Genomic DNA, 21,614 nt, shown 5'->3' with positions numbered 1-21,614 from the left:
ATCGTATGCGGCTCCCACCCGCCCTCAGTTGGTCATCAGCTCCATCCCCTCCACGGCAGCGCCCAGCAGCTCCGCGAAGCGTTGCAGTTCCTCCTTGCTGCCCATCACCACCAGCAACTGGCCTGGCATCAGCCTCACATCGCCATTGGGGTTGGTGATCAGTTGCGGGGGTAGGGGAGCGCTGGTGATCCCGCGGTAGATCGAGGGGTTGGTCGCCTTCGGGACGGGCATGCGCACGGCCAGCACCAGGGCACCGGTGCGGCGGCGCAGTTCCAGCTCGGCCAGGGTGCGGCCATTGAGATCCCCAAGCAGCTGGCCGTTGCTGCTGATCTGAAACTCCTCCACCTCGCAATCCGATCCCGCCAGCAGGTCCATGAACTGCACGGCCAGCGGGCGCAGAGCGGTGGCGGCCATGCTGCGGCCTCCGGCCACATAGGGGCTCACCACCTGATCGGCACCGGCCAGCCGCAGTTTGCGGGCGGCCTCATCGCTGTCGGATCTGGCAATCAGCCGGCAACGGGGGGCGATGCCCCGGGCACTGAGCACCACATAGAGATTGGCGGCGTTGCTGGGCAGGGCGGCCACCAGGCTGCGGCAGTTGTGAATGCCGGCTTCCATCAGGGTTTCATCAAGGGTGGCATCGGCCTGAAGCACGGGAAGGCCCCGTTCCTCCGCGGCCCCCTTGCGGCCCTGATCCATCTCCACCACCAGCAGCGGCACGCCCTCGGCGGTGATCTGATCGGCGATCTCGCGGCCGATGCGGCCATAGCCGCAAAGAATCACATGGTCATGCATGGTCAGAAGCCAGCGGCGGAATCGGAGTTCGCGCATCCGGCGGAAGTAGCCGGATTCGGTGAGCCCAAGCAGGCCCTGAATGGTCATCTGGACCACCACCAACCCCCCGGCGATCGAGAGTGTGGTGACCACCCGACCGGCACCCGAGAGTGGTTCGGAGGTGCCGTCGCTCCAGCCCAGGGTGGTGAGGATCACCAGCACCATCCAGTAGCAGTCACCCCAGTCCCAGCCCTCGGTGAAGCGGTATCCCGCCGCCGAGAGATTCACCAGGGCGACCAGGGCGATCAGAGGGGATCGCCAGGGTTGCCGGATCCGGGTTGTGGGAGGTCTGGGGCGTCGACGCCTGGTGGGTGGAGGCATCGATGGCGCCGGGGTTCGAGAAAGGACGCTCAGCCCAGGCCGAGGGCCTGCAACACCTCAGGAACATCGAGCTCGTGAAGCGTGGTTGCCTGACCCAGCCCTTGTACCCCAGCCCTCGAGGGCAGGCTGTCGCCGCTGCGACCCAGGGCCACCAGAGGCGTGCCGCAGAGCAGGGCCAGCTCGGTGGTGACCGGCTCATGGCTGAGCACCACATCGGCGGCGGCCACCTGGGCGGCCCGCTCGAGGGGGCTGCCGTCGCTGCGGGCCTGCTCAACCCGCAGCGACGGCACCCGGGCCCGGATCGCCTGCGGCAGTTCCTGCCAGCGCGCAGCCGGCCAGTCGGGTTCCGTTGGGGTGGGCTGGGGGGTCGGAGCCAGCAGCAGCAGGGGACCATCCCCTGCCGGTGCGGCGGCCACGGCCTTCTCGAGGGCCGTTTTGGGCAGGCCGAGGCGGAACCCGGCGGCATCGAGAGGCACGCCGATCGGCCGCAGCCAGGCCTCCAGGGTCTGGTTCGGCCAGCCGGGCTGGCGGTTCACCGTGGTGGTGGCCGAGAAGCCCCCTGTCGCGATCCGGGTGGGGATGTGGCCGAGGGAGAGCATCAGATCGATCGGCCAGCCGCTGCCCAGATTCAGGCAGACCTGGAAATCGGGCTCACGAACACCGCCGAGCAGGTTGGCCCAGTCGGCCAGGCTGACCCCCTGATTGAAGCCGTAGGAGAGCACTTTCTCCACCGCCGGCAGCAGCTTCCAGGCCGCGGACACCTCGGCGGGACAGGCCACCTGCACCTGGGCGTTGAGATGGCTGGCGACGGCGGCCACGGCCGGAAGGGCCTGGAGCTGGGTTGCCATGCCGCCCGGAATCAGTACAAGAACACGCATCGGAGCGGCGGCTGGAAGGCGGCGGGCGGCCTGATTGTATGAATCTGGTCTGGTTTGTCCGCAGCGCTGGAGTCCCTTGTGCATTTGCTGATCGCCGCTGCCGGCAGCGGCCGCCGGATGGGGGGGGAGCGCAACAAGCTGCTCCTGCCCGTGGCGGGGCGCCCCGTGCTGGCCTGGACCCTGGAGGCGGCCTTGGCCACTGCGGAAATCAGCTGGATCGGCCTGGTGGGCCAGAGCCGGGACCAGGTGGATGTGGAGGCCCTTGTGACTGCAGCGGCGCCGGATCGGCCCGTGTGCTGGATCGAGGGGGGCGAGACCCGGCAGGATTCAGTACGCCTGGGCCTGGGGGCCTTGCCGCCGGAAGCCGAGGCTGTGTTGATCCATGACGGCGCCCGTTGCCTCGTGGAGCCGGATCTGATCAGCCGCTGCGCTGCCGCCGCCGCTCGGGGTGAGGCGGTGATCGCGGCGGTGCCGGTGTCGGACACGATCAAACGGGTGGCCGCCGATGGCCTGATCGTGGACACTCCCGATCGTCAGGCCCTCTGGGCGGCACAGACGCCCCAGGGTTTTCCCGTGGACCAGCTGCGCCGCGGCCATGCCAGAGCTGCAGCCGAAGGCTGGAGTGTGACCGACGACGCCTCCCTGTTCGAGCGACTCGGCTGGCCGGTGCGGGTGATCGAGGCCGCGGCCTCGAACATCAAACTCACCACTCCCTTCGATCTCACCATCGCCGAGGCGGTGCTGGGCGAGCGCAGCGGCGCGAGCGTCTGATTCCCCGGCTGATTCAGAGCAGCAGACTCAGCTCTGCGCTCCCGCCATCCAGGCGGCAGGGCACCCCCAGGGGAAGGGCTGCGTTGCCGGGCTCATGGCCCACGGGCAGCCCGGCGACCACGGGGATGCCCAGATCGGCGGTGCGCTCCCGCAGCACCTGCTCCAGGCTGAAGCGCTCCCCGGCGCTGACCCCCTCCCCGTCGGGCTCCTCACAATCCTGGAAGCTGCCGAAGCCGATCCCGGCCAGCTGATGCAGGGCGCCGCAGAGGCGCCAGTGGGTGAGCATGCGCTCGATCCGGTACGGGGCCTCGCCCACGTCTTCCAGGATCAGCACCGCTCCCTCCAGGTCTGGGAGGTGCTCCGTGCCCAGCAGATGGGTGGCGACGGTGAGGTTGGCCACCAACAGGGGCCCCTCGGCTTGCCCGTCCTGCCACGGTGTCCCCTGCAACGGGCCCGGCACCTCTCCGAACAGCAATTGACGCAGCCGCTCCTGGCTCCAGGGCGGCTCGGCCGCCAGAGTGGTGACCATCGGGCCGTGGACCGCGCCACGCAGGCCCCTGGCCTGCTGGGCCAGCAGCAGGGAGGTCACATCCGAGAAGCCCAGCAGCCACCCCTCCGGGAGGGGCAGGGGCCCCTCCAGCAGCCGCGCTGCACCCCAGCCACCACGAACACAGGCCAGCAGAGCGGGCGGGTCACCGGTGGCTGCCTGCGCCGAGGGCAGCAGGTCGGCCAGGCGTTCCTGATCGCGGCCGGCCAGGTACCCCCAACGCCGCTCCTGGGCGAAGGGAAGATCCACCTCAAGCCCCCACCCCTCAAGCATGGCCATGCCCGCCTCCAGACGCTGACGCTCCGCCAGGGCTGAGCTGGCGGCCACCAGCCTCACCCGGTCTCCCGGTCGCAGCGGTGGTGGCAACCAGTCGCTCATGTCCCGCGTCCCAGCACCAGGGCCAGCAGGAGAAGGGCGCCAAGCTGCACCTGGCGGCTGAAATGCTCCCCGAAGCGGGAGCGGGGAGGTTGCCCTCGCAGCCGCAGGGATTCCCGCAGCATCCCGGCGGCGGCCAGCGTCCAGAGCGGCCAGAAGATCCAGTGCACCCCGGCCGCGCTGGCGGCGCCCGCCAGCAGCAGAGCGGCCGCCGCATAGCAAAGCCCCACCACGCCAGCCGCCGCCTCTCCCAGGCTGAGGGCGCTGCTGCGGATGCCCAGGGCAGCGTCATCGGTCCGGTCGGCCATGGCATAGACGGTGTCGAAGCCGAAGGTCCACAGCAGCGTGGCCAGCCAGGTCAGCGGCAGGGGCCAGCCCCCTCCCAGGCTGGCCGTGGCGGCCGCCCAGGGGATCAGCACCGCGAACCCCCAGCAGAGGGCGAGCACCATCTGGGGAAAGGCGAACCAGCGTTTGGCGGAGGGGTAGATCAGCACCGGTGGCAGGGCGGCTGTCGCCAGGGCCAGGCAGAGACCACGGCTGGCCGCCGGCAGCAGCAGCACCACAGCCAGGGCCACCAGAAGGCAGGCCAGCAGCAGCACCATCGCCTCGGCCACCCCCACCCGGCCACTGGCCAGGGGGCGCCGCCGCGTCCGCTCCACCAGCGGATCGATGCGGCGGTCCCAGAGGTCGTTGGCCACGCAACCGGCGCCGCTCACCGCCAGGCCACCGGCCACGATCAGGGCCACCAGGGAGAGCTCTGGCGGTGCCAGGGGGGTGAGCCAGAGGGCCCAGCCGGCCGGGATCAGCAGGATCAGACGTCCGCTGGGCTTGTGCCAGCGCAGCAGCTCGAACCAGCCCCGCAGGGAGGCGCGGATGTTCATTGGCGCAGGTTACGGCCCTTCCGCTCAGGGCAAGGCCATGGCTGAGGCAGGGGCAGCCGGTTGGGGTCTTCGGTGGCAAAGTGGCGCGGTCCGTGACGGCTGGTCGCCCGATGGCCCCTCCCGACCTCGCCACCACGGAGGTGGCTCCTGTCCGCCAGGTCCCCGGCGTCGGGATCAGGCATGTGGCGGCCATCGACATCGGCACCAACTCCATTCACCTGCTGATTGCTGCAGTGAATCCGGAGTTGCGCAGCTTTCAGCTGGTGCTGGCGGAAAAGTCGACCACCCGCCTCGGGGAGCGGGACCCGGAGACAGGCGACCTGACCCCGGAGGCGATCGAGCGGGCGTTCATCGCCCTGCGCCATTGCCGCCAACTGGCGGAGAGCCATGGGGTGGAGCAGATCCTCACCGCTGCCACCAGCGCGGTGCGGGAGGCGCCCAATGGTCGTTTGTTCGTGCAGGCGGTCCAGGAACAACTGGGCCTGGAGGTGGATCTGGTCAGCGGCCAGGAAGAGGCGCGTCTGATCTACCTCGGGGTGCTCTCAGGCATGGCCTTCGGCGAGACCCCCCACCTGATCCTCGACATCGGCGGCGGCTCCACTGAGCTGATCCTTGCCGACGGCGGGGATGCCCGTGAACTCACCAGCACCCGCATCGGCGCCGTGCGGTTGCAACGGGACTTCATCCGGGAAGACCCCTTGCCGCCGGCCAGGCTCACGTTCCTGAGGGCCTTCATCCAGGGATCCCTGGAGCCGGCTGTGGAGCGGGTCAAGCGCCATCTGAGGCCTGGCCAGGTGCCGGTGATGGTGGGGACCAGCGGCACGGCCACGGCCCTGGCGTCACTGGTGGCCTCTGGGCAGGAGCGCACCCCCCTGCGCCTGCAGGGATTCAGGATGAGCCGGGATCAGATCGATCAGCAGGTGAACCGGCTGGCGACGATGACACCGGAGCAACGGCGCTCCCTGGCGGCGATCAATGAACGCCGGGCCGAAATCATCGTGCCGGGTGCCCTGGTGCTGCAGCAGGCCATGGCGATGCTCCAGGCCGGGGAGATGGTGATCAGCGAGCGGGCCCTGCGCGAAGGGTTGATCGTCGACTGGATGCTGCGCCACGACCTGATCGTCGATCGCTTCGCCTACCAGAGCAGCATCCGCCGGCGCACGGTCCTGCAGCTGGCCCAGCGCTATGGCGTTGACCAGAAGCGGGCTGAGCGGGTGGCGCAGCATGCCCTCAGCCTCTACGACCGTTGCCGCGGAGTGCTGCACCAGGACGAGGGCGAAGGACGGCAACTGCTCTGGGCCGCGGCGATGCTGCACGCCTGTGGTCAGCACATCAACATCGGCGCTTACCACAAGCACAGCTGGTATCTGATCCGCCACGGCGACCTGCTCGGCTACTCCGAGACGGAGCAGCTGATGGTGGCGGCGATCGCCCGCTACCACCGTCGCAGCCTTCCCAAGAAGCGCCATGAGTCCTGGTTGCTGCTGCCGGGCCGCGAGCAGAGACGCACCGTCAGCGGGATGGCCATGCTCCTGCGGCTGGCTGCGGCTCTCGATCGCCGCCCCACACCGGCAGTGGCCGGCCTGCGCATCGCCTGCAGCACCAGTGAACTGAGCATCGTCCTCGAGCCTGCCTCGCCCCTGGACCTCAGCCTCGAGCGCTGGAGCCTGCAGGGATGTGCCGAACCCCTGGCGGAGGCCACGGGGGTGCGTCTGGTGGTGGAATCCGATGGGCGGTAGCGAGGACCACAGCGCCGGCTGCTCCCGCCCCGCCATGACGGAGCCAGTACATTCCTGATTCCAGCACCATGGATTCACCGACCGCCTTTGTGGCCGTGGCCCTTGCCGCCGTCTCCTGGGATGGGGTTCTCACGCGTGCCGGTTCGCGAGCCCTGCGCCACTCCCTCGACTATCGGGTCCCCTTCAACCAGATGGGGGATGCCGCCATGATTCAGTTGTTCGACAGCCTGCTGGCTGAGCTGCGTCGTGATGGAGCCCCCATCCTGATGGCCCGAGCAGCGCTTCAACTGGATGCCCACGAGCGACGGACCGCCTTTGCGGTGGCCGCCGAAATCATGCGCTCCGATGGGGAATTGGTGGCTCAGGAACAACAGATCCTCTCCGATCTTGCTGCTCAACTGGACCTCGATCCCAGCGATTCGGCCCGCATTCTTGAGGTGATGGACATCCTCCACGCCGAGCTGATCACCAGCCCTGTGCTGGCCTGAGCGCGATCCCTCCCCCTCAGGGAAGATGGGTGCAGTGAACAGGTCTGAATCTGAGAATGGGCGATACTGGATTCGAACCAGTGACCCCTTCCGTGTGAAGGAAGTGCGCTACCGCTGTGCTAATCGCCCGCACCTTCTGATCCTAAAACACCGTGGTTCACCCCCCTGATCCGCCTGCCTTGGCCACAGCCTTGGCAGGGCGGAACAGGTGGTCATGGCTGGCGGAGTAGAGCCTGGATCGTGCCAGCTCTGGGGCCGCCAGGGCAGGGCTGACCACGTAGAGCGTGGTGCGGATCAACTGCCGCTCCCGGCTGACGGCCGCCATCTGCTCCAGGGGCACCACCTGCAGCCACTGATCCGGCCAGCTCACGCGGTAGCCGATCGCCACGGGCGTGTCGGCGGGGTAGTGCTCCAGCAGCTCCTGCTGGACCGATTCCACGTGGCGGGCGCTGAGGTAGAGACAGAGCGAGGCCCGCAGGGAAGCCAGCTGCGCCAGCGATTCCCGCTCCGGCACGCCGGTGCGGCCACCGGCCCGGCTGAGCACGATCGTCTGGACGAGTCCGGGGATGGTGAGCTCGGCCTTCAGGGCTGCGGCCGTGGCCTGGTAGGCGCTCAGGCCCGGCACCACCTCCACGGCCAGCTCAGCATCGGCCAGGCGGCAGATCTGCTCCGCCAGGGCTCCGTAGAGGCAGGGATCACCGTCGTGGAGGCGCACCACCCGCAGGCCGGCACGTGCTCGCTGCACCACCAGCGCCATCACCTCTTCAAGGGTGAGAGTGCTGGTGCGGATGCTTTCGCAGTGGGAGGGCGCCAGGGCGGCGATCTGAGGGGACACCAGGGAATCGGTCCACACCAGCACATCGGCGGTCTGAACGGCGCGGGTGGCGCGCACGGTCATCAGGTCGACGGCTCCGGGGCCTGCCCCCACGATCAACACAGGCCCCGGGGGCTCTCTGCCTGAAGAAGCCGGCAGAGGCGGTGGCAGGTTGGATGATCCGCTCAAGAGGGGTTCCGCGGCTGGGGGGGAGCTCCACCTGGATCAGGCAGGGGACGGTGCTGGCCGTAGATCAGCCAGAGACCCACGCTCCCGAGGACGATCAGCAACAGGCTCATCAGCTGGGCCATGCGCAGCCCCCCCTCGCAGAAGGGTGGGCTGGAGAACAGGCAGAGGGGGTCGGTGCGCAGCCCTTCGATCCATAGCCTGCCGAGGCTGTAGCTCACCAGATACACGCAGCTCAGAGCTCCGGCGGGCAGCTTGATCCTGCCCTTGGCTCCTGCTCGGAACAGGATCAGCAGCAGTGCCACCACCCCCAGATTCCAGAGGGATTCATAGAGAAACGTGGGGTGGAAATACTGTTGATCGAGGAAAGGGGCAGGCCTGTTGAGGGTGGGGATGTAGAGCTTCCAGGGCAGATCGGTGGGCAGACCGAAGGCTTCGGAATTGAAGAAGTTCCCCCAGCGTCCGATCGCCTGCCCCAGGGCCACGGAGGGGACAAGCACGTCGAGAAGGTTCCAGAAGGCCAGCTTGCGCCAGCGGCAATAGGCGATCACCGCCACAGTGCCCCCGATCAGGGCCCCATGGATGGCGATGCCGCCGCGCCAGATGGCCAGGGCCTCCAGCCAGTTGAGCTGGTATTGCCGCCATTCAAGGAGCACGTAGTAGAGACGGGCGCCCAGCACGGCCGCCAGCACCAGCAGGGGAAGCAGATCGGCGATCAGCACGGGGTCGATGCCCCGGGCCTGACCGAGCCGGGTGGCCAGCAGCAGACCGATCAGCACCGCCAGGGCAATCAGCAGGCCATACCAGCGCAGGGAAAAGGGGCCGAGCTGAAAGATCAGGGGCCCCGGTGAGGTGAACACGGCCAGGGCCGTGGCCGGGGAGAGAAACACCAACGAATCCACTCAGGCGAACGGCAAGGCAGCCAAGGCTCAGATGCCTTCGGCAGCCTGGACTTTCTCGACCTGCTTCTTTTTCAGGACCAGCATGATCTGGGCCAGGGCCACAGCGGCGAAGAAGGCCAGCATGCCGTAGAGGCGAACGGGGTTCTGAAGGACGATTTCTGCGTCCAGCTGACCGAATCCACCCACGTTGGGGTCATCGGAGAGGGCGGAGCCGGCGGTGACGCTGTCGCCCACCGCCACGGTGAGCATGGGTCCAGCAGGAACCGTTTCGCTGACGCTCTGGCCATCGGCCGTGCTGATCTCCACCACCGAGCCTCCGTTCTCTCCGGGGGTGATGGCGGCGACGGTGCCGTCCACGGAAGCATTGAAGATGCCGTTGTTGCTCTTCTCACCGGTGGGATAAACCTGGCCGCGGCCACGGTTGCCGCCCACGTGGATCGAGTACTTGCCGAAGTGAATCGAGCTGTCGCTGCCGGGATCAGGGGAAAGGATCGGGAAGACGATCTCCTGGTGCTGGTCACCGGGAAGGGGGCCCACCAGCAGGATGTTGGGATCGTCGTCGCTGTACTGGGTGAAGTAAACCCCCGCAGTCTCCTCCTTCAGCTCTTCGCTCATTCGCTCCTGCGGGGCCATCTTGAAGCCGTCAGGGAGCATCACCACTGCACCGACGTTGAGCCCTGAGCGACTGCCATCGGCACCCACCTGCTGCAGGGAGGTGTCGTAGGGGATTTTGACCACCGCCTTGAAGACGGTGTCGGGCATCACGGCCTGAGGGACCTCCACCTGGGTGGCCTTCTTGGCCAGGTGGCAGTTGGCGCAGACGATCTTGCCCGTGGCTTCACGGGGACTGGCGTAGTTCTGCTGGGCCCAGAACGGATAGGCCCAGCTGGCCTGGGGAGCCAGCAGCAGGGCAGCGGTGACGAGCAGGGAGCTCAGCAGCAGGGAGAGGGAGCGGCGCATGGGGGGTGGGCAAACGGGCGACGAAGGAGAGGGAGAACGCGGTGGATCAGGCCCACCAGGGCTTGTCGCCGGTGCGGAAGTCGGTGTCGCTCCACTGGCTCAGGAACACGGTGTCGTTCTCGACCGTGACGTTCGCCAGGGCCAGGGAGAGGGGTGCAGGACCGCGAACCACCTTGCCGGTGGCGTCGTACTGGCTGCCGTGGCAGGGGCAGACGAACTTGTTGGCACCGCTGTTCCAGGGCACGACGCAGCCCAGGTGGGTGCAAATGGCGTTGATGCCGTAGCTGCCGATCGCCTCTGGACCCTCCACCAGCAGGTAGGTGGGATCACCCTTGAGACCCTGCACCAGACTGCGGTCGCCTTCCTTGTGGGTGGAGAGCCAGCCGCTGGCGGTGACGGTGTTGCCCAGTTCATCCTTGGCGGCGGTGCCGCCGCCGCTGCCGGCCGCCCTGGGGGGAATGAAGTAGTTGACCACCGGGTACAGAGCCCCCAGTGCCACCCCGGTGACCGTGCCGAAGGTGAGCAGATTCATGAACTGCCGACGACCCATTCCGGGCACATCGCTCACAGGGATCTGGGTCATACGAGGCGTTCCTTGGTGCCGAAGCAACGTGCCGCTCATTATGACCGTTGCCCCTCCTGCCACCGAGGTCCATTCCAGGGGTCTGCCCGGTTGCCGCAACATGCTGTTGTCACTCCCATCGGTGCGCTGCCCCCGCCGTCACCCCGCCCTCACCCTCCGTCATCCCTGTTGACCGATTCCGCCGCTCCCTTCGCGTCCACGCCACTTCAGTACGAGGAAGTGATCGCGTTGTTGCGCTCCCGCTGGCAGGCCTCCTATGACCTGCAGCTGGTCCAGCGTCGGGGCCGCCTGTACCTGCAGGTGATGTGGGCCTACCTCGAGCAGCAGTCCTTCCCCCTCGAGGCCGATGCCTATGAAGCCCGTCTGCGGGAGCTGGTGGAGGTGCTCAACAACCTCCGGGTGGGGGAGCAGGTGCGGGCGTGGCTGAGCACCACTCGGGACCGTCCGAGGCTGGGCAAGGCGATGAGCCTGGCTCTGGAACCCGCCGCTGATGGCCGCAGCAGCGAGTTCCTGCTCTGATGGCGGCGGCATCGGAGGGGCCAGGGCCGCCAGTGCCAGGGATCAGGCGGGTTGGGCTCGCACCTGCTCCACCAGCGCCACCAGTGCCACCCCGATCAGAAACAGCGCCGTGATCGCACCGGTGAGCAGCAGCATCGTGACAGGGTCGGTGGACGGGGTGAGCACGGCGCCAGCGAGGGCGGAGCCCAGCACCACCCAGCGCCAGGCCCCCAGCATCGTGCGGGACCTCACCAACCCGAAAGCTCCGAGCAGCAGTTGGAGCACAGGCAGCTCAAAGGCCAGACCGGTGGCCACCATCAACAGCAGCACGAAGTCGAGGTAGCGCTCGATCGACCAGATCGGCTCGACCACATCGGCGCCGTAGCTCACCAGGAAGCGCAGGGCCGCGGGCACGAGCGCCCACCAGGCGAAGGCCAGACCGGCCATGAACAGCACCGCTGAGGCCGCCACCGCGGGCGCCACCAGCCGTCGCTCCCGACGGGTCAGGCCGGGCAGCACGAAACAGAGCAGCTCGTAGAGGATGTAGGGAAGCACCAGGGTGAGGCCGGCATAACCGGCCACCTTGATGGAGACGAACAGGAATTCACCCGGGGCCAGCTGCAGGAAGCGCATGCCCGCGGCCGGCACCTGCAACAGCTGAACCAGGGGCCGCACCAGCACCAGGCAGAGGACCGCCGAGACCACCAGGGCCAGCAGGCTGCGCAGCACACGCCGCCTCAGCTCCTCCAGGTGTTCCAGCAGGCTCATCTCCACCTCCCCGGGGAACTCATCCGGGCGGCTGACATGGATGGGAGCCGGCGCAGGCAGGGCGGTTTCTGTGGCAGCGCCGCCGGATTTGGATGGGGTTGGTTCGCTCATGGCCCTGGCTCCGCTGGGACCTTAGGCAGGGATTCCGCCGCGGCGAGCCAGTGGGCAGCCCGCTCCGGCGAAGCCCAGACCACCTCCCCTCCCCTGTGGGTCACAGTGCCTGCAGCGGCACCGGCGATTCGTTGCAGCTGATCGCAGGGCACCTTCAGAACCGGCACCCGCCCATTGTGACGGGCACGGCTGAAGTGGGCAGCCAGATCAGCAGCCAGCTGAAGGTCCTCCTCTGCCGCCGCAGCCACCGAGGACTTGAGCATCACATGACTGCCCGGGCACTCCTGGGCATGGAACCAGAGGTCACCGCGGCGGGCCTGGCGCAGGCTGATCCACTCGTTCTGGCGGTGATTGCGGCCCACCTGCACCCGCAGGCCGCCGGGAGTGAGCAGCTCCAGGGGTGATGGTGTTCCTGCTGCGGAATTTGGGGGGGGACCGCGCCGGGGGGAGGGGCGACCATCGCGGCCTCCCCTGGTGAGCAGCTCCTCGCTTTCCTGTTCGAGGGCCTCCAGCTGGCTCAGGGCCTCCTTGAGTGCTCCGGCCTGGTGGCTTCGGCCGGGGACGATCTCAGTGCCATGCAGGGAAAGGAAGGCCAGGCTGGCGTCAATCCGCTCCAGCTGCCGCTGATGCAGCTCCAGCCGGGGAGTGATCGAGGCCACCGAGCGCCGCAGCCGCCGGGCTTGCCGGTAGAGGGCCTGGGCCTCGGCCACCTGGTCACGGCTGGGGGCAGCCAGGCAGAGCAGGGCATCGGCGCGCCGGCGCAGATCATCACCGCTCTCCACCTGAGCGAGCAGGGTCTGCTGCTGCTGGAGCTGGCGTTCTTCACGCTCCCTGGCGGCGAGCAGCTTCAGCTGCAGGCTCTGGCGGCGCCGCTGCAGCTCCCCCTGTCCCAGCCGCTGGTGGTAGTAAGCCGCCAGGGGAGCGTTCACGGGGCCGCTGCTGGCCGTTCCCCAGCAGCGGAAGTGGCTTGAGCTGCCAGCGCTGCTGCTGGAGTCATCCACTCCCCAGCCGAAGCGCTCCTGCTCCAGGTCCTGCAGCCAGCGCTGCCAGCGACCCCAGAGCTGATCCCATTGCTCCTGAGTGAGGGAGCACACCGGCTGGGCCAGCAGCGCCCCCGCCGCCTCGGGCTCCTCACCGGCAAGTTGCCGTGCCAGGGCCGGACTGATCCCCTGGTAGGTCTGCTGCAGGGCCTGGCGCAGGGATACCGGCACCAGCTGCAGTCGCCGCTGCCAGCGCCCGTTGGGCTCCTCAAGGCTTGGAGGATCCGACTGCAGGGCCGGAGGGCGCACATAGGTGGAGCCACTGGTGATCGGCCGCAACCTTGACTGCTGCTCCCGCACCTGGCGGGCCAGGCTCACCACCCGTCCCTGGGCGTCAAGCAGGAACACGTTGCTGTGGCGGCCCATCAGCTCCACCACCAGGCGGCGGCCACTGGGCTCCCCTGGCCGGGGCGCGAAATGAAGATCCACCACCCGCTCGAAGCCCTCCTGCTCGATCGCCACCAGGGCCAGCCCCGCCAGGCCGTGCTGCAACACGCGGGCCAGGGTGCTGCCGTCCCCCTGCTTCGGCGGTGGATCGATGGCCACCAGGCGTGGAGCCTGCGCCAGCCAGCTGATCTCCAGCCAGCGCAGCCCCCGAAGGGTCCGCAGTCCCAGTTGCAGGGTGTGGGGATCGCTCTGCTGGGCCTTCTCGAAGCGGGCCGGCACCAGCTCGGGACGCAACTCCGCCAGCACCGCCCGCAGGGTGGTGAGGTCCATGGCCTGGATGGCGACGGCTGGCTGGGTCTGGGGCGCCATGGGCTGCCGCTCCACGCCGGAGCGTGCGGTTGGGGCCTCTACTCTGCTGGCCAGCCGAAGCTCCCCATGGGTTCGCCTTCAACGCCAGGACGGCTCACTGTGATCAGCGGTCCCAGCGGCGTGGGCAAGGGCACGCTGGTGGACGCGCTGTTGCAGCGGCATCCCTCCCTCTGGCTGTCGGTGTCGGCGACCACCCGGACGCCCAGGCCCGGTGAGATCGATGGGGTGACCTACCGGTTTCTGGATCGCGAGCGCTTCGAGACCCAGGTTCAGGCCGGTGGCTTCCTGGAGTGGGCCGAGTTCGCCGGCAACCTCTACGGCACGCCGCGGGGTCCGGTGGAAGAGCATCTGGCCCAGGGACAACCGGTGTTGCTGGAGATCGAGCTGGAGGGGGCCCGTCAGGTGCGGCGCAGTTTTCCGGCAGGGTTTCAGGTCTTCATCAAGCCCCCCAGCTTCGAGGAGCTGGAGCGGCGCATCCGGGGACGCGGCACCGAGCTGGAGGAGGCCATCCAGCGGCGGCTCGCTCGCGCCCACCAGGAGCTCGAGGCTGAAACGGAATTCGATGCGGTGCTGGTGAACGGCGATCTGGAGCAGGCGATCTCCAGCCTGGAGGCGTTGCTCAACCTCGGCTGATTCAGACCCATCCAGGTGGCTTTTCGCCAACAAAAACGGCCCTCTCGGGCCGCTCATCGCTCCGGCCAAGCCGAGAAACCGGCTTGGCAGTGCTCGTTGCTCGTTGTGCTCCTGATTCAGAGCGGATGAAAGAGCAGGTCGGGGAAGAAGCGGTTGAATTCGATCATGATCCCTGCGGTGATCGTGAACCAGATGGCGGCGAACACCGGGGCGGTGGTCAGGAATTTCTTCATGGAGGCATCCCCGGTCGGGGTCTTGAGAAGGTGGGGTGGTGCGGCTGGGGAGGGAGCGGCTCAGCGCGGAGAGACAGTGACTTTGTTGTCCGACTCCAGCAGCTTGCCGCTGGTGAACTCGCCGAAGGCGGCCAAGGGCCAGGTGGCGGCAGCCAGGGTGCTCTTGAGGGCGAGGGGCAGATCGATCTGGATCTCACGCATGGTGGCGTCCTTGCTGCCACGGATGGCCTGCAGATAGGAACGACCAGCCCAGCCGATGCAGCCGGCGATGTAGAGGAAAGCGATGCCGGGGATCATGAAATCGCCCGCATGGCTCCAGCGTCCGTCCACGATCAGGTGGGGGAGACCATCGGGGCCGCAAACGGCCTGGCTGTACATCTCGAAGCGGGCCTGGGCCTGCGGCGTTGCCGCGGCGCTGGCCCGTTGCTGGAAGCGTGGGCTCTCAGCGCAGGGGGTGAGCCCGGCCACGTCGGCGTTGGCCACGGAGGCGAACCCGAACAGCAGCAAGGCGGAAATCAGAACGGCGAAAAGACGGCGCATCGTGTCCGGTTCCGGGGAAAAGGCCTGCCGGAAGGCAGGATGTCACTGGCGGACAGTAGGGGACTTCCCGGGAGCCGATGCCCAGCGTTCTGGCCCTCGAAACAAGTTGTGACGAGTCAGCGGCTGCGATTGTGCGCGATTGCACGGTGCTGGCCAGCGCCGTGGCCTCCCAGGTCGAGGAGCATGCCCGCTGGGGGGGAGTGGTGCCGGAAATCGCCTCCCGGCGCCACGTGGAGGCTCTGCCTCAGCTGGTGGAGCGGGTGATGGCGGAGTCGTCCCTGAGTTACGCCGAACTCGATGGCATCGCCGCCACGGTCGCGCCGGGGCTGGTGGGGGCTCTGCTGGTGGGTTCGATCACCGGCCGTACCCTCGCCCGGCTGCACGATCTGCCGTTCCTGGGGGTGCATCACCTGGAGGGACACCTCTGCTCGGTGCAGCTCGGGGAGCCTCTGCCGGCCGGTCCCTGCCTGGTGCTGCTGGTGAGCGGTGGTCATACCGAGCTGGTGCGGGTGGAGGAGGTCGGGGTCTACCAGCGGCTCGGCCGCAGCCACGACGACGCCGCCGGTGAAGCCTTCGACAAGGTGGCGAGGCTGCTGGGGCTCGGCTATCCCGGCGGCCCCGCGATTCAGGCCGCGGCGGCTTCCGGTGATCCCGGACGCTTCTCCTTGCCCAAGGGCAGGGTCTCCCGGTCTCAGGGCGGCTTTCATCCCTACGACTTCAGCTTCAGTGGCCTCAAGACCGCGGTGCTGCGCCTGGTCCAGCGCCTGGAGCAGGACCCTCGTGACCTGCCCGTGGCCGACATCGCCGCCAGTTTCGAGCGGGTGGTGGGGGAGGTGCTGGTTGAGCGCAGCTGCCGCTGCGCCCAGGATCAGGGGCTGGAAACCGTGGTGCTGGTGGGTGGTGTGGCGGCGAACCGCAGGCTGCGGCAGTTAATGGAGGAGCGCTGCGGCGCCCTGGGCCTCCAGTGGCGCGTCGCTCCCCTGGCTTACTGCACCGACAACGCCGCCATGATCGGCGTGGCTGCCGCCGCCCGGCTGGCCAGCGGGGCCCGCAGTGGCACCGATCTGGGGGTGATGGCGCGTCTTCCACTTGAGGAGGCCTCTCGCCTTTACGAAACGCGGTGAGGCTGTTAACGCCTTTACAGTGTTTCAACTCTGTCTTGGGACGAGAACAGATGGCCCCTGCTGAGATCAGCGAGAACCGGCTCGAGCCCGTCGACGTTGACCCCCAGGAACTCAACGCCTGGCGCCGAGGTTTCACCCCCCAGGCCGAGATCTGGAACGGACGTCTGGCCATGCTCGGCCTGTCCCTGGGATTGGCCAGTCTGCTGCTGATCCGACTGGTCGCCGGCTCCTGAGCAGCCGACCATCCATCAGCTGATGCGTCCGCGCAGGGTCTGGGCCAGTTCGTTCGGCTTCAGGCTGTGGGTGAGAGCTTCCTCGGGCTCCACCTGTCCCGCTTCCACCAGTGCAGCCAGCGATTGGTTGATCGTCTGCATCCCGTCGAATGCGCTGCGCGCCATGATCTGCTCCACTTCGTCGAGGTCGCCCCGCTGGATGTAGTCGCGGCAGGCTTCGGTGTTCACGAGTAGATCGTGGTAGGCCAGGCGTCCACCATCCCGGGTCCGGATCAGCCCCTGGGAGATCACCGCCAGCAGGGATTCCGCCAGCTCCCGGCGCATCTGCTCCTTGCTTTCAGGCGGAAACAGGCCCATCACCCGATCCACCGAGCGCACGGCTGAGTTGGTGTGAAGCGTGCCGAAAACCAGGTGACCGGTCTGGGCCGCTTCGAGGGCGGTGGAGAGCGTGTCACGGTCACGGATTTCGCCGATCAGGATCACATCGGGATCTTCCCGGAGCGCCGCCCGCAGGGCGGTGTGGAACTGTTTGGTGTGACGGCCCACCTCGCGCTGGCGGATCAGGCAGGTGTTGCTGGTGTGCACGAATTCGACCGGGTCTTCGATCGTGATGACGTGTTTGGCCGCAGTCCGGTTGATCCAGTCGATCATCGCCGCCAAGGTGGTGCTCTTGCCGCAGCCGGTGGGACCGGTCATCAGCACCAGTCCCTTGGGGTAGGTGGCCAGCTCCTTCAGCACTGCCGGCATCGAGAGCTGATCCAGGGTCGGCGCCATCAGGGGGATCAGCCGCAGCACCATGGCCGGTCCCCGCAGGCTCTCCAGCAGGTTGATGCGGATCCGCGCGAAGGGGAAGGCATGCGCTGCGTCGATGTCAAGGTCGTGGCGGAAGCGATCGAGCTGGGTGGGCGGCAGGATTTCACTCAGCCAGCGCCAGAACTGCTCCTGGTCGGTGATCGGCCATCCCGTCTGCAGCATCACCCCCAGGTGGCGGTACCGGGGTGATTCCCCCACGCTGATGTGCACATCGGAGTAGCCGCTGGCTTCAGCGATGGCCACGATCTCCTCGAGGCTGGCCGGCAGATCGCCGAAGTCAGGCCTTTGGGGAGCCGCAACGGCGGGGGCAGGTGCCGGGGGAGCCGGTGGGGGTGGTGGAGGGACTGGGTTTGATCGGGTGGCGGCCATGGCCAGGGGAGTACCTGGGCTCTCGATCGGGTTCACGGCTGAGGTGCGGCCAGTGAGCTCAGCATTGCCCGAAACAGCTGCCCTGTCATGTGGAGGCCCCCAGGTCGCTTCCCTAGGATCCCCGCCACCGCCACGGCTCCTTGAACGCCACCGCACCGCTCGTGAGCATCGTGCTGGGCACCCGGCCCGAAGCGATCAAACTGGCGCCGGTGATTCTGGCGTTTCAGCGCGATCCGGGCTTCCGCACACGGGTGGTGCTCACCGGTCAGCACCGGGAGATGGTGGCCCAGGTGATGGATCTCTTCGGGCTCACCCCCGATCGCGATCTGGCCCTGATGGCCCCGAAGCAGACCCTCACCCATGTCACCTGCGCGGCTCTGCAGGGATTGCGGGAAGAGTTCCTGGAGCACCGCCCGGCGCTGGTGCTGGTGCAGGGCGACACCACCACCGCCTTCGCCTCGGCTCTGGCCGCCTTTTACGAGCAGATCCCCGTGGGCCATGTGGAGGCCGGGTTGCGCACGGACAATCTGCTTGACCCCTTCCCGGAGGAGGCCAACCGCCGCCTGATTTCCCAGGTGGCCCAGCTGCACTTCGCCCCCACCGGCGTCTCCGAGGCGAACCTGAAGGCTTCCGGTGTGGTGGGGGAGATTCTGGTCACGGGAAACACCGTGATCGATGCGCTGCTGCTGATGGCCGCCACGGCCCCCTTGCCCCAGTTTCCAGGCCTCGACTGGGAGCGTCAGCGGGTGATCCTGGCCACCGTCCACCGCCGTGAGAACTGGGGAGAGCGCCTCACCAGCATCGGAGAGGGGTTCCGCCAGCTACTGGATCGCCATCCCGATACGGCCCTTCTGCTGCCCTTGCACCGCAACCCCACCGTGCGCGAGCCGCTGCAGGAACTGCTGGGCGACCATCCCCGTGCTGTGCTCTGTGAGCCGCTCGATTACGACCGGCTGGTGGGTGCGATCCGGGGCTGCACCCTGCTGCTCTCCGATTCCGGTGGCCTGCAGGAAGAAGCCCCGGCCCTGGGGAAGCCGGTGCTGGTGCTGCGGCGCACCACGGAGCGGCCCGAGGCGGTCACCGCTGGAACGGCCCGGCTGATCGGCACCGACAGCGAGGCGATCGTGACTGAAGCCAGCCTGCTGCTGGATGATCCGGTGGCCTATGCGGCGATGGCCCAGGCCCATAACCCCTTCGGTGACGGCCACGCCAGCGGCCGGATCCTGGAGGCCACTCGGGCCTTCCTGGGTTGAGTCGTTCCCGGCTCCGGCGCCAGCCAGCCTTCAGGAGCGCGGTTCCTTGGCCCAGGGGGGGAGGTCGATGAACACCCGGGTGCCTTGCTCGAGGCCCGTGAGGATCTGGGTGTTGCGACCGCTGCTGGAGCCCAGGGTGACGGGCTGGAAGCGGGGCTGGTTGTCCTTCCCCACCAGCAGAACCCCAGGCCGTCCGTCTTCGGTGACCACCGCCACCGTGGGCACCAGGGTCTGGGGAGGCAGGCTGCCGGTCTGAAAGTCGATGTCGGCGGTCATGCCGATGCGCAGCAGATTGTCGGGATCGGTGAGGGCGAGTTTCACCTCGAAGGAGGTGACGTTGTTGTTCTTGACCGCCCGGGGCGCCACCTGGATCACCCGTGCGGCGAAGCGACGGTCGGGGAAGGCATCCACACGCACACTGGCGCTCTGTCCGATGTTGATCCGGCCGATGTCGTTCTCGGGCACCTTGGCCACCACTTCAAGCCCCTGGGCTAGTTCCACCACGGAGGAGCTGGAGGCGCCGGCGTTGGCCGAGGCTGAGGTGGTGGGAGTCACGAAGGCGCCGGGATCGGCGAAACGTTGGGTGATCAGACCGTCGAAGGGGGCCCGGATTGTGAGCTCACCCCTCTCCACCGTTCGCTGGTTGAAGCGCTTGCGGGCCACATCCAGGGTGGCCCGGGCCGTGAGCGCGCGGGTGCGGAAGGAGACGATGTCGTCCTCGCTGATCGCCCCTTCCTCAAACAGTTTCACGCGGCGTTCGTAATCCGAGCGGGCGCGACGCTCCTCCGCCTCGGCCAGGCGCACCTGGGCCTCCAGCTCCAGCTCCCGCTCTCGGAGGTCACCGCTGTCCATCTGGGCGATGGGCTGGCCCTGGCGGACCCGATCACCTTCATTCACGAACAGTGATTCGAGAACTCCGCCCCGCTTCGGGCTGACGTTCACGCTGCGTCCCGCTTCCAGCTCGCCGCTGGCGCTGACCACCCCGGGGAGCGTGCCCCGCTGGGCCACCACGGTGAAATCGGCCAGGTTGCTGCGCTTGGCGGCCTGCCGCTGCCGCTGCCAGAAGAGACCTCCACCAACAATCACCAGCAGGGCCACGGCCCCTGCGGCGAGTCGGCGCCGCCGCTGGCGGCGCGACGTGAGGCCGCCATCTCCCGGAGCACCCATGGTCACGCTGGGGTTCAGCGGAGCCTGGGCCGGCTTCGGGGTGGGGGGTTGTTCGAGCATGCGCGTGGCGATGGCCGTGCTCCGTTCGCTGCGACCAGTCTTCCTGGTGGGGCCATCAACTGTGGCTTCAGGCCCTGGAGGGGGTCCCGTCTAGATTCCGGCCATGCTCAAAGCCGGAATCGTGGGTCTGCCCAATGTGGGCAAATCGACCCTCTTCAACGCCCTGGTGGCCAACGCCCAGGCCCAGGCTGCCAACTTCCCCTTCTGCACGATCGAGCCCAATGTGGGCGTGGTGGCCGTGCCCGACGGGCGTCTGCAGAAACTCTCGGATCTCTCCAGCTCCAGGGAGATCATCCCCACCCGGGTGGAGTTCGTCGACATTGCCGGCCTGGTCAAGGGGGCCAGCCAGGGGGAGGGCCTGGGCAACAAGTTCCTGGCCAACATCCGCGAGGTGGACGCGATCGTGCACGTGGTTCGTTGCTTCGAGGACGACGACGTGATCCACGTGTCCGGTGAGGTGGATCCGGTGCGAGATGCCGAGGTGATCAACCTGGAGCTGGGACTGGCGGATCTAAGCCAGATCGAGAAGCGTCGCGAGCGGTTGAAGAAGCAGGTCCGCACCAGCAAGGAGGCCCAGGCCGAGGATGCGGTTCTGGCGAGGATCCAGGCGGAGCTCGAGCAAGGCGGTGCCGCCCGAAGCGTGGCGCTGGGGACGGAGGAGGAGCTGATGGTCAAGCCCCTTGGGCTGCTCACTGCCAAGCCGATCATCTATGCCACCAACGTTTCGGAAGACGACCTGGCCGAGGGCAATGCCTTCAGCCGCGCCGTGGAGGAACTGGCCCGCAAGGAAGGCGCCGGCGCCGTGCGTATCTCGGCCCAGGTGGAGGCGGAACTGATCGAGCTGGGCGAGGCCGAGCGTGCCGATTACCTTGAGGGCCTCGGGGTGAGCGAGGGCGGGCTTCAGAGCCTGATCCACGCCACCTACGGCCTGCTGGGCCTGCGCACTTACTTCACCACCGGTGAGAAGGAAACCCGCGCCTGGACAATCACCGCCGGTATGACCGCCCCCCAGGCCGCCGGGGTGATCCACACCGACTTCGAGCGGGGCTTCATCCGCGCCCAGACCGTGGCCTATGCCCAGCTGCTGGAGGCCGGCTCCCTGCCGGAAGCCCGCAACCGCGGCTGGCTGCGCAGCGAGGGCAAGGAGTATGTGGTTCAGGAAGGCGACGTGATGGAGTTTCTCTTCAACGTCTGAGCCTGACGCGTCGCTAGAGATCTTCCACAAGGAAACGAAAACCATGGTTCCTGGTATTAATTTCTCGCGCTGATAGAGCTGTTGTATCCAAAGCCATAGTTCACGCCGATTGAGATGCCGCCACGGCCACGCCAGTCCCAATTGCTGGCTGTCGTATGACCGTTTCGGCTGAGATGTGTCAGGCAGTCGGCTCAAAACCAGCCATATCCAGTCCTGATTAGGGCCTCCTGAGAAAGTAAAAACCAGCCTTCAGGCCAACAAAGTGGGGAAACCTGTCTCACCTCTGAGTGTTCCTCAGGCTGCAGCTGGTTGATTGCTCGGGAGACGCTCCTCGGCCCTTCGGATGGCTTCATTGCCGATCAGCAGCTGTAGCAAGAAGCCAATAAGGACAAAAAGAAGCTCCAGCAGCTTCTCGAGGTTCATCACGAGTACAGCCAATGCAATGGCAGATCCTTGGGTGACGGCCAGCTTCTCACGAATCAGGCCCAATCCAAACCGCCGCTTCCCCTGTCCGATTTTGCCTTCGACAGCATTCCGTTGAC

At 67.6% G+C, this 21,614-nt stretch carries 23 protein-coding genes, 1 tRNA gene and 1 pseudogene; 9 read left to right on the top strand and 16 right to left on the bottom strand.

The window, feature by feature from the left end:
• Positions 1–24: 24 nt before the first annotated feature.
• Both FPZ61_RS09425 and FPZ61_RS09420 read right to left on the bottom strand, forming a co-directional pair.
• Positions 25–1,155, bottom strand: a complete 1,131-nt coding sequence (locus FPZ61_RS09425; protein WP_185465898.1) for a TrkA family potassium uptake protein — start codon at positions 1,153–1,155, stop codon at positions 25–27.
• 29 nt (positions 1,156–1,184) lie between these two features.
• Positions 1,185–2,033 (bottom strand): glycosyltransferase family 9 protein, encoded by an 849-nt coding sequence (locus FPZ61_RS09420; RefSeq protein ID WP_185465896.1) that lies wholly within the window; start codon positions 2,031–2,033, stop codon positions 1,185–1,187.
• 78 nt (positions 2,034–2,111) lie between these two features.
• Between FPZ61_RS09420 and ispD the strand changes: the two genes are divergently transcribed.
• Positions 2,112–2,804, top strand: coding sequence for a 2-C-methyl-D-erythritol 4-phosphate cytidylyltransferase (gene ispD / locus FPZ61_RS09415; RefSeq protein WP_185466087.1), 693 nt, complete (start codon positions 2,112–2,114; stop codon positions 2,802–2,804).
• A 13-nt stretch (positions 2,805–2,817) separates the two neighbouring features.
• Here the strand turns inward: ispD and FPZ61_RS09410 are convergent, their stop codons facing one another.
• Both FPZ61_RS09410 and FPZ61_RS09405 read right to left on the bottom strand, forming a co-directional pair.
• Positions 2,818–3,729, bottom strand: coding sequence for an LD-carboxypeptidase (locus FPZ61_RS09410; RefSeq protein ID WP_185465894.1), 912 nt, complete (start codon positions 3,727–3,729; stop codon positions 2,818–2,820).
• Positions 3,726–4,607, bottom strand: a complete 882-nt coding sequence (locus FPZ61_RS09405; protein WP_185465892.1) for a 4-hydroxybenzoate polyprenyltransferase — start codon at positions 4,605–4,607, stop codon at positions 3,726–3,728. Before FPZ61_RS09405 ends, FPZ61_RS09410 begins: the two co-directional genes overlap by 4 nt.
• Before the next feature lie 110 nt (positions 4,608–4,717).
• Between FPZ61_RS09405 and FPZ61_RS09400 the strand changes: the two genes are divergently transcribed.
• Together FPZ61_RS09400 and FPZ61_RS09395 are read left to right on the top strand one after the other, a co-directional pair.
• Positions 4,718–6,346 (top strand): Ppx/GppA phosphatase family protein, encoded by a 1,629-nt coding sequence (locus tag FPZ61_RS09400; RefSeq protein WP_185465890.1) that lies wholly within the window; start codon positions 4,718–4,720, stop codon positions 6,344–6,346.
• 68 nt (positions 6,347–6,414) lie between these two features.
• Positions 6,415–6,834 (top strand): tellurite resistance TerB family protein, encoded by a 420-nt coding sequence (locus FPZ61_RS09395; RefSeq protein WP_185465888.1) that lies wholly within the window; start codon positions 6,415–6,417, stop codon positions 6,832–6,834.
• A 57-nt stretch (positions 6,835–6,891) separates the two neighbouring features.
• On the opposite strand, the gene FPZ61_RS09390 is transcribed toward FPZ61_RS09395, so the two are convergent.
• The 5 genes from FPZ61_RS09390 to petC form a co-directional block, all read right to left on the bottom strand.
• Positions 6,892–6,963: transfer RNA gene (locus FPZ61_RS09390), tRNA-Val, on the bottom strand.
• Positions 6,964–6,991: 28 nt separating this feature from the next.
• Positions 6,992–7,771 (bottom strand): precorrin-4 C(11)-methyltransferase, encoded by a 780-nt coding sequence (gene cobM / locus FPZ61_RS09385; protein WP_185466085.1) that lies wholly within the window; start codon positions 7,769–7,771, stop codon positions 6,992–6,994.
• Positions 7,772–7,833: 62 nt separating this feature from the next.
• The gene (gene lgt / locus FPZ61_RS09380; RefSeq protein ID WP_185466083.1) at positions 7,834–8,694 is read right to left on the bottom strand and encodes a prolipoprotein diacylglyceryl transferase; all 861 of its coding nucleotides are present in this window, start codon (positions 8,692–8,694) and stop codon (positions 7,834–7,836) included.
• A 69-nt stretch (positions 8,695–8,763) separates the two neighbouring features.
• The gene (gene petA, locus FPZ61_RS09375; protein WP_185465885.1) at positions 8,764–9,696 is read right to left on the bottom strand and encodes a cytochrome f; all 933 of its coding nucleotides are present in this window, start codon (positions 9,694–9,696) and stop codon (positions 8,764–8,766) included.
• A 46-nt stretch (positions 9,697–9,742) separates the two neighbouring features.
• The gene (gene petC / locus FPZ61_RS09370; protein WP_185465884.1) at positions 9,743–10,279 is read right to left on the bottom strand and encodes a cytochrome b6-f complex iron-sulfur subunit; all 537 of its coding nucleotides are present in this window, start codon (positions 10,277–10,279) and stop codon (positions 9,743–9,745) included.
• Between the two features lie 168 nt (positions 10,280–10,447).
• Here petC and FPZ61_RS09365 point away from each other — a divergent pair, with 168 nt between their 5' ends.
• Positions 10,448–10,798 carry a DUF3067 family protein gene (locus FPZ61_RS09365; protein WP_185474813.1) on the top strand — a complete coding sequence of 117 codons (351 nt, stop codon included), beginning with the start codon at positions 10,448–10,450 and terminating at the stop codon, positions 10,796–10,798.
• Positions 10,799–10,840: 42 nt separating this feature from the next.
• Here the strand turns inward: FPZ61_RS09365 and tatC are convergent, their stop codons facing one another.
• Together tatC and FPZ61_RS09355 are read right to left on the bottom strand one after the other, a co-directional pair.
• The gene (tatC, locus tag FPZ61_RS09360) at positions 10,841–11,656 is read right to left on the bottom strand and encodes a twin-arginine translocase subunit TatC (protein ID WP_185465880.1); all 816 of its coding nucleotides are present in this window, start codon (positions 11,654–11,656) and stop codon (positions 10,841–10,843) included.
• Positions 11,653–13,452, bottom strand: a complete 1,800-nt coding sequence (locus FPZ61_RS09355; RefSeq protein ID WP_255441506.1) for an NFACT family protein — start codon at positions 13,450–13,452, stop codon at positions 11,653–11,655. Before FPZ61_RS09355 ends, tatC begins: the two co-directional genes overlap by 4 nt.
• 66 nt (positions 13,453–13,518) lie before the next feature.
• On the opposite strand from FPZ61_RS09355, the gene gmk reads away from it, so the two are divergent.
• Positions 13,519–14,085 (top strand): guanylate kinase, encoded by a 567-nt coding sequence (gene gmk, locus FPZ61_RS09350; RefSeq protein WP_185465878.1) that lies wholly within the window; start codon positions 13,519–13,521, stop codon positions 14,083–14,085.
• 116 nt (positions 14,086–14,201) lie between these two features.
• Here the strand turns inward: gmk and psaJ are convergent, their stop codons facing one another.
• Together psaJ and FPZ61_RS09340 are read right to left on the bottom strand one after the other, a co-directional pair.
• Entirely contained in the window at positions 14,202–14,318 is a 117-nt protein-coding gene (gene psaJ, locus FPZ61_RS09345) for a photosystem I reaction center subunit IX (RefSeq protein WP_185465876.1), read from the bottom strand.
• A gap of 60 nt (positions 14,319–14,378) precedes the next feature.
• Positions 14,379–14,858, bottom strand: a complete 480-nt coding sequence (locus FPZ61_RS09340; RefSeq protein ID WP_185465874.1) for a Photosystem I reaction center subunit III — start codon at positions 14,856–14,858, stop codon at positions 14,379–14,381.
• A gap of 77 nt (positions 14,859–14,935) precedes the next feature.
• On the opposite strand from FPZ61_RS09340, the gene tsaD reads away from it, so the two are divergent.
• Together tsaD and FPZ61_RS09330 are read left to right on the top strand one after the other, a co-directional pair.
• Complete coding sequence (tsaD, locus tag FPZ61_RS09335) at positions 14,936–15,982, top strand: tRNA (adenosine(37)-N6)-threonylcarbamoyltransferase complex transferase subunit TsaD (RefSeq protein WP_185465872.1); 1,047 nt, start codon at positions 14,936–14,938, stop codon at positions 15,980–15,982.
• Positions 15,983–16,032: 50 nt separating this feature from the next.
• On the top strand, positions 16,033–16,215 hold the full coding sequence (locus tag FPZ61_RS09330; RefSeq protein WP_185465870.1) for a high light inducible protein: 183 nt from the start codon (positions 16,033–16,035) through the stop codon (positions 16,213–16,215).
• A gap of 15 nt (positions 16,216–16,230) precedes the next feature.
• On the opposite strand, the gene FPZ61_RS09325 is transcribed toward FPZ61_RS09330, so the two are convergent.
• Positions 16,231–17,433, bottom strand: a complete 1,203-nt coding sequence (locus FPZ61_RS09325; RefSeq protein WP_370593405.1) for a type IV pilus twitching motility protein PilT — start codon at positions 17,431–17,433, stop codon at positions 16,231–16,233.
• A 104-nt stretch (positions 17,434–17,537) separates the two neighbouring features.
• On the opposite strand from FPZ61_RS09325, the gene wecB reads away from it, so the two are divergent.
• Entirely contained in the window at positions 17,538–18,650 is a 1,113-nt protein-coding gene (wecB, locus tag FPZ61_RS09320) for a non-hydrolyzing UDP-N-acetylglucosamine 2-epimerase (RefSeq protein WP_185465868.1), read from the top strand.
• 30 nt (positions 18,651–18,680) lie between these two features.
• Here the strand turns inward: wecB and FPZ61_RS09315 are convergent, their stop codons facing one another.
• Entirely contained in the window at positions 18,681–19,877 is a 1,197-nt protein-coding gene (locus FPZ61_RS09315) for an efflux RND transporter periplasmic adaptor subunit (protein WP_255441505.1), read from the bottom strand.
• A gap of 103 nt (positions 19,878–19,980) precedes the next feature.
• Between FPZ61_RS09315 and ychF the strand changes: the two genes are divergently transcribed.
• On the top strand, positions 19,981–21,072 hold the full coding sequence (gene ychF / locus FPZ61_RS09310; RefSeq protein WP_185465866.1) for a redox-regulated ATPase YchF: 1,092 nt from the start codon (positions 19,981–19,983) through the stop codon (positions 21,070–21,072).
• 377 nt (positions 21,073–21,449) lie between these two features.
• On the opposite strand, the pseudogene FPZ61_RS09305 reads toward ychF, so the two are convergent.
• A pseudogene (locus tag FPZ61_RS09305) lies at positions 21,450–21,614 on the bottom strand (transposase); the annotation flags it as partial.

Source organism: Synechococcus sp. BSA11S, assembly GCF_014224355.1.
Lineage (GTDB): Bacteria > Cyanobacteriota > Cyanobacteriia > PCC-6307 > Cyanobiaceae > Regnicoccus_A.
This window is presented reverse-complemented; position numbering and strand designations above follow the sequence as displayed.

Excerpts from the sequence above, each read along its gene's own strand:
- FPZ61_RS09425 (WP_185465898.1), bottom strand. The coding sequence starts at position 1,155 with ATGCCTCCACCCACCAGGCGTCGACGCCCCAGACCTCCCACAACCCGG.
- FPZ61_RS09420 (WP_185465896.1), bottom strand. The coding sequence starts at position 2,033 with ATGCGTGTTCTTGTACTGATTCCGGGCGGCATGGCAACCCAGCTCCAG.
- FPZ61_RS09410 (WP_185465894.1), bottom strand. The coding sequence starts at position 3,729 with ATGAGCGACTGGTTGCCACCACCGCTGCGACCGGGAGACCGGGTGAGG.
- FPZ61_RS09405 (WP_185465892.1), bottom strand. The coding sequence starts at position 4,607 with ATGAACATCCGCGCCTCCCTGCGGGGCTGGTTCGAGCTGCTGCGCTGG.
- FPZ61_RS09400 (WP_185465890.1), top strand. The coding sequence starts at position 4,718 with ATGGCCCCTCCCGACCTCGCCACCACGGAGGTGGCTCCTGTCCGCCAG.
- FPZ61_RS09395 (WP_185465888.1), top strand. The coding sequence starts at position 6,415 with ATGGATTCACCGACCGCCTTTGTGGCCGTGGCCCTTGCCGCCGTCTCC.
- petA (WP_185465885.1), bottom strand. The coding sequence starts at position 9,696 with ATGCGCCGCTCCCTCTCCCTGCTGCTGAGCTCCCTGCTCGTCACCGCT.
- petC (WP_185465884.1), bottom strand. The coding sequence starts at position 10,279 with ATGACCCAGATCCCTGTGAGCGATGTGCCCGGAATGGGTCGTCGGCAG.
- tatC (WP_185465880.1), bottom strand. The coding sequence starts at position 11,656 with ATGAGCGAACCAACCCCATCCAAATCCGGCGGCGCTGCCACAGAAACC.
- FPZ61_RS09355 (WP_255441506.1), bottom strand. The coding sequence starts at position 13,452 with ATGGCGCCCCAGACCCAGCCAGCCGTCGCCATCCAGGCCATGGACCTC.
- gmk (WP_185465878.1), top strand. The coding sequence starts at position 13,519 with ATGGGTTCGCCTTCAACGCCAGGACGGCTCACTGTGATCAGCGGTCCC.
- psaJ (WP_185465876.1), bottom strand. The coding sequence starts at position 14,318 with ATGAAGAAATTCCTGACCACCGCCCCGGTGTTCGCCGCCATCTGGTTC.
- FPZ61_RS09340 (WP_185465874.1), bottom strand. The coding sequence starts at position 14,858 with ATGCGCCGTCTTTTCGCCGTTCTGATTTCCGCCTTGCTGCTGTTCGGG.
- tsaD (WP_185465872.1), top strand. The coding sequence starts at position 14,936 with ATGCCCAGCGTTCTGGCCCTCGAAACAAGTTGTGACGAGTCAGCGGCT.
- FPZ61_RS09330 (WP_185465870.1), top strand. The coding sequence starts at position 16,033 with ATGGCCCCTGCTGAGATCAGCGAGAACCGGCTCGAGCCCGTCGACGTT.
- FPZ61_RS09315 (WP_255441505.1), bottom strand. The coding sequence starts at position 19,877 with ATGCTCGAACAACCCCCCACCCCGAAGCCGGCCCAGGCTCCGCTGAAC.
- ychF (WP_185465866.1), top strand. The coding sequence starts at position 19,981 with ATGCTCAAAGCCGGAATCGTGGGTCTGCCCAATGTGGGCAAATCGACC.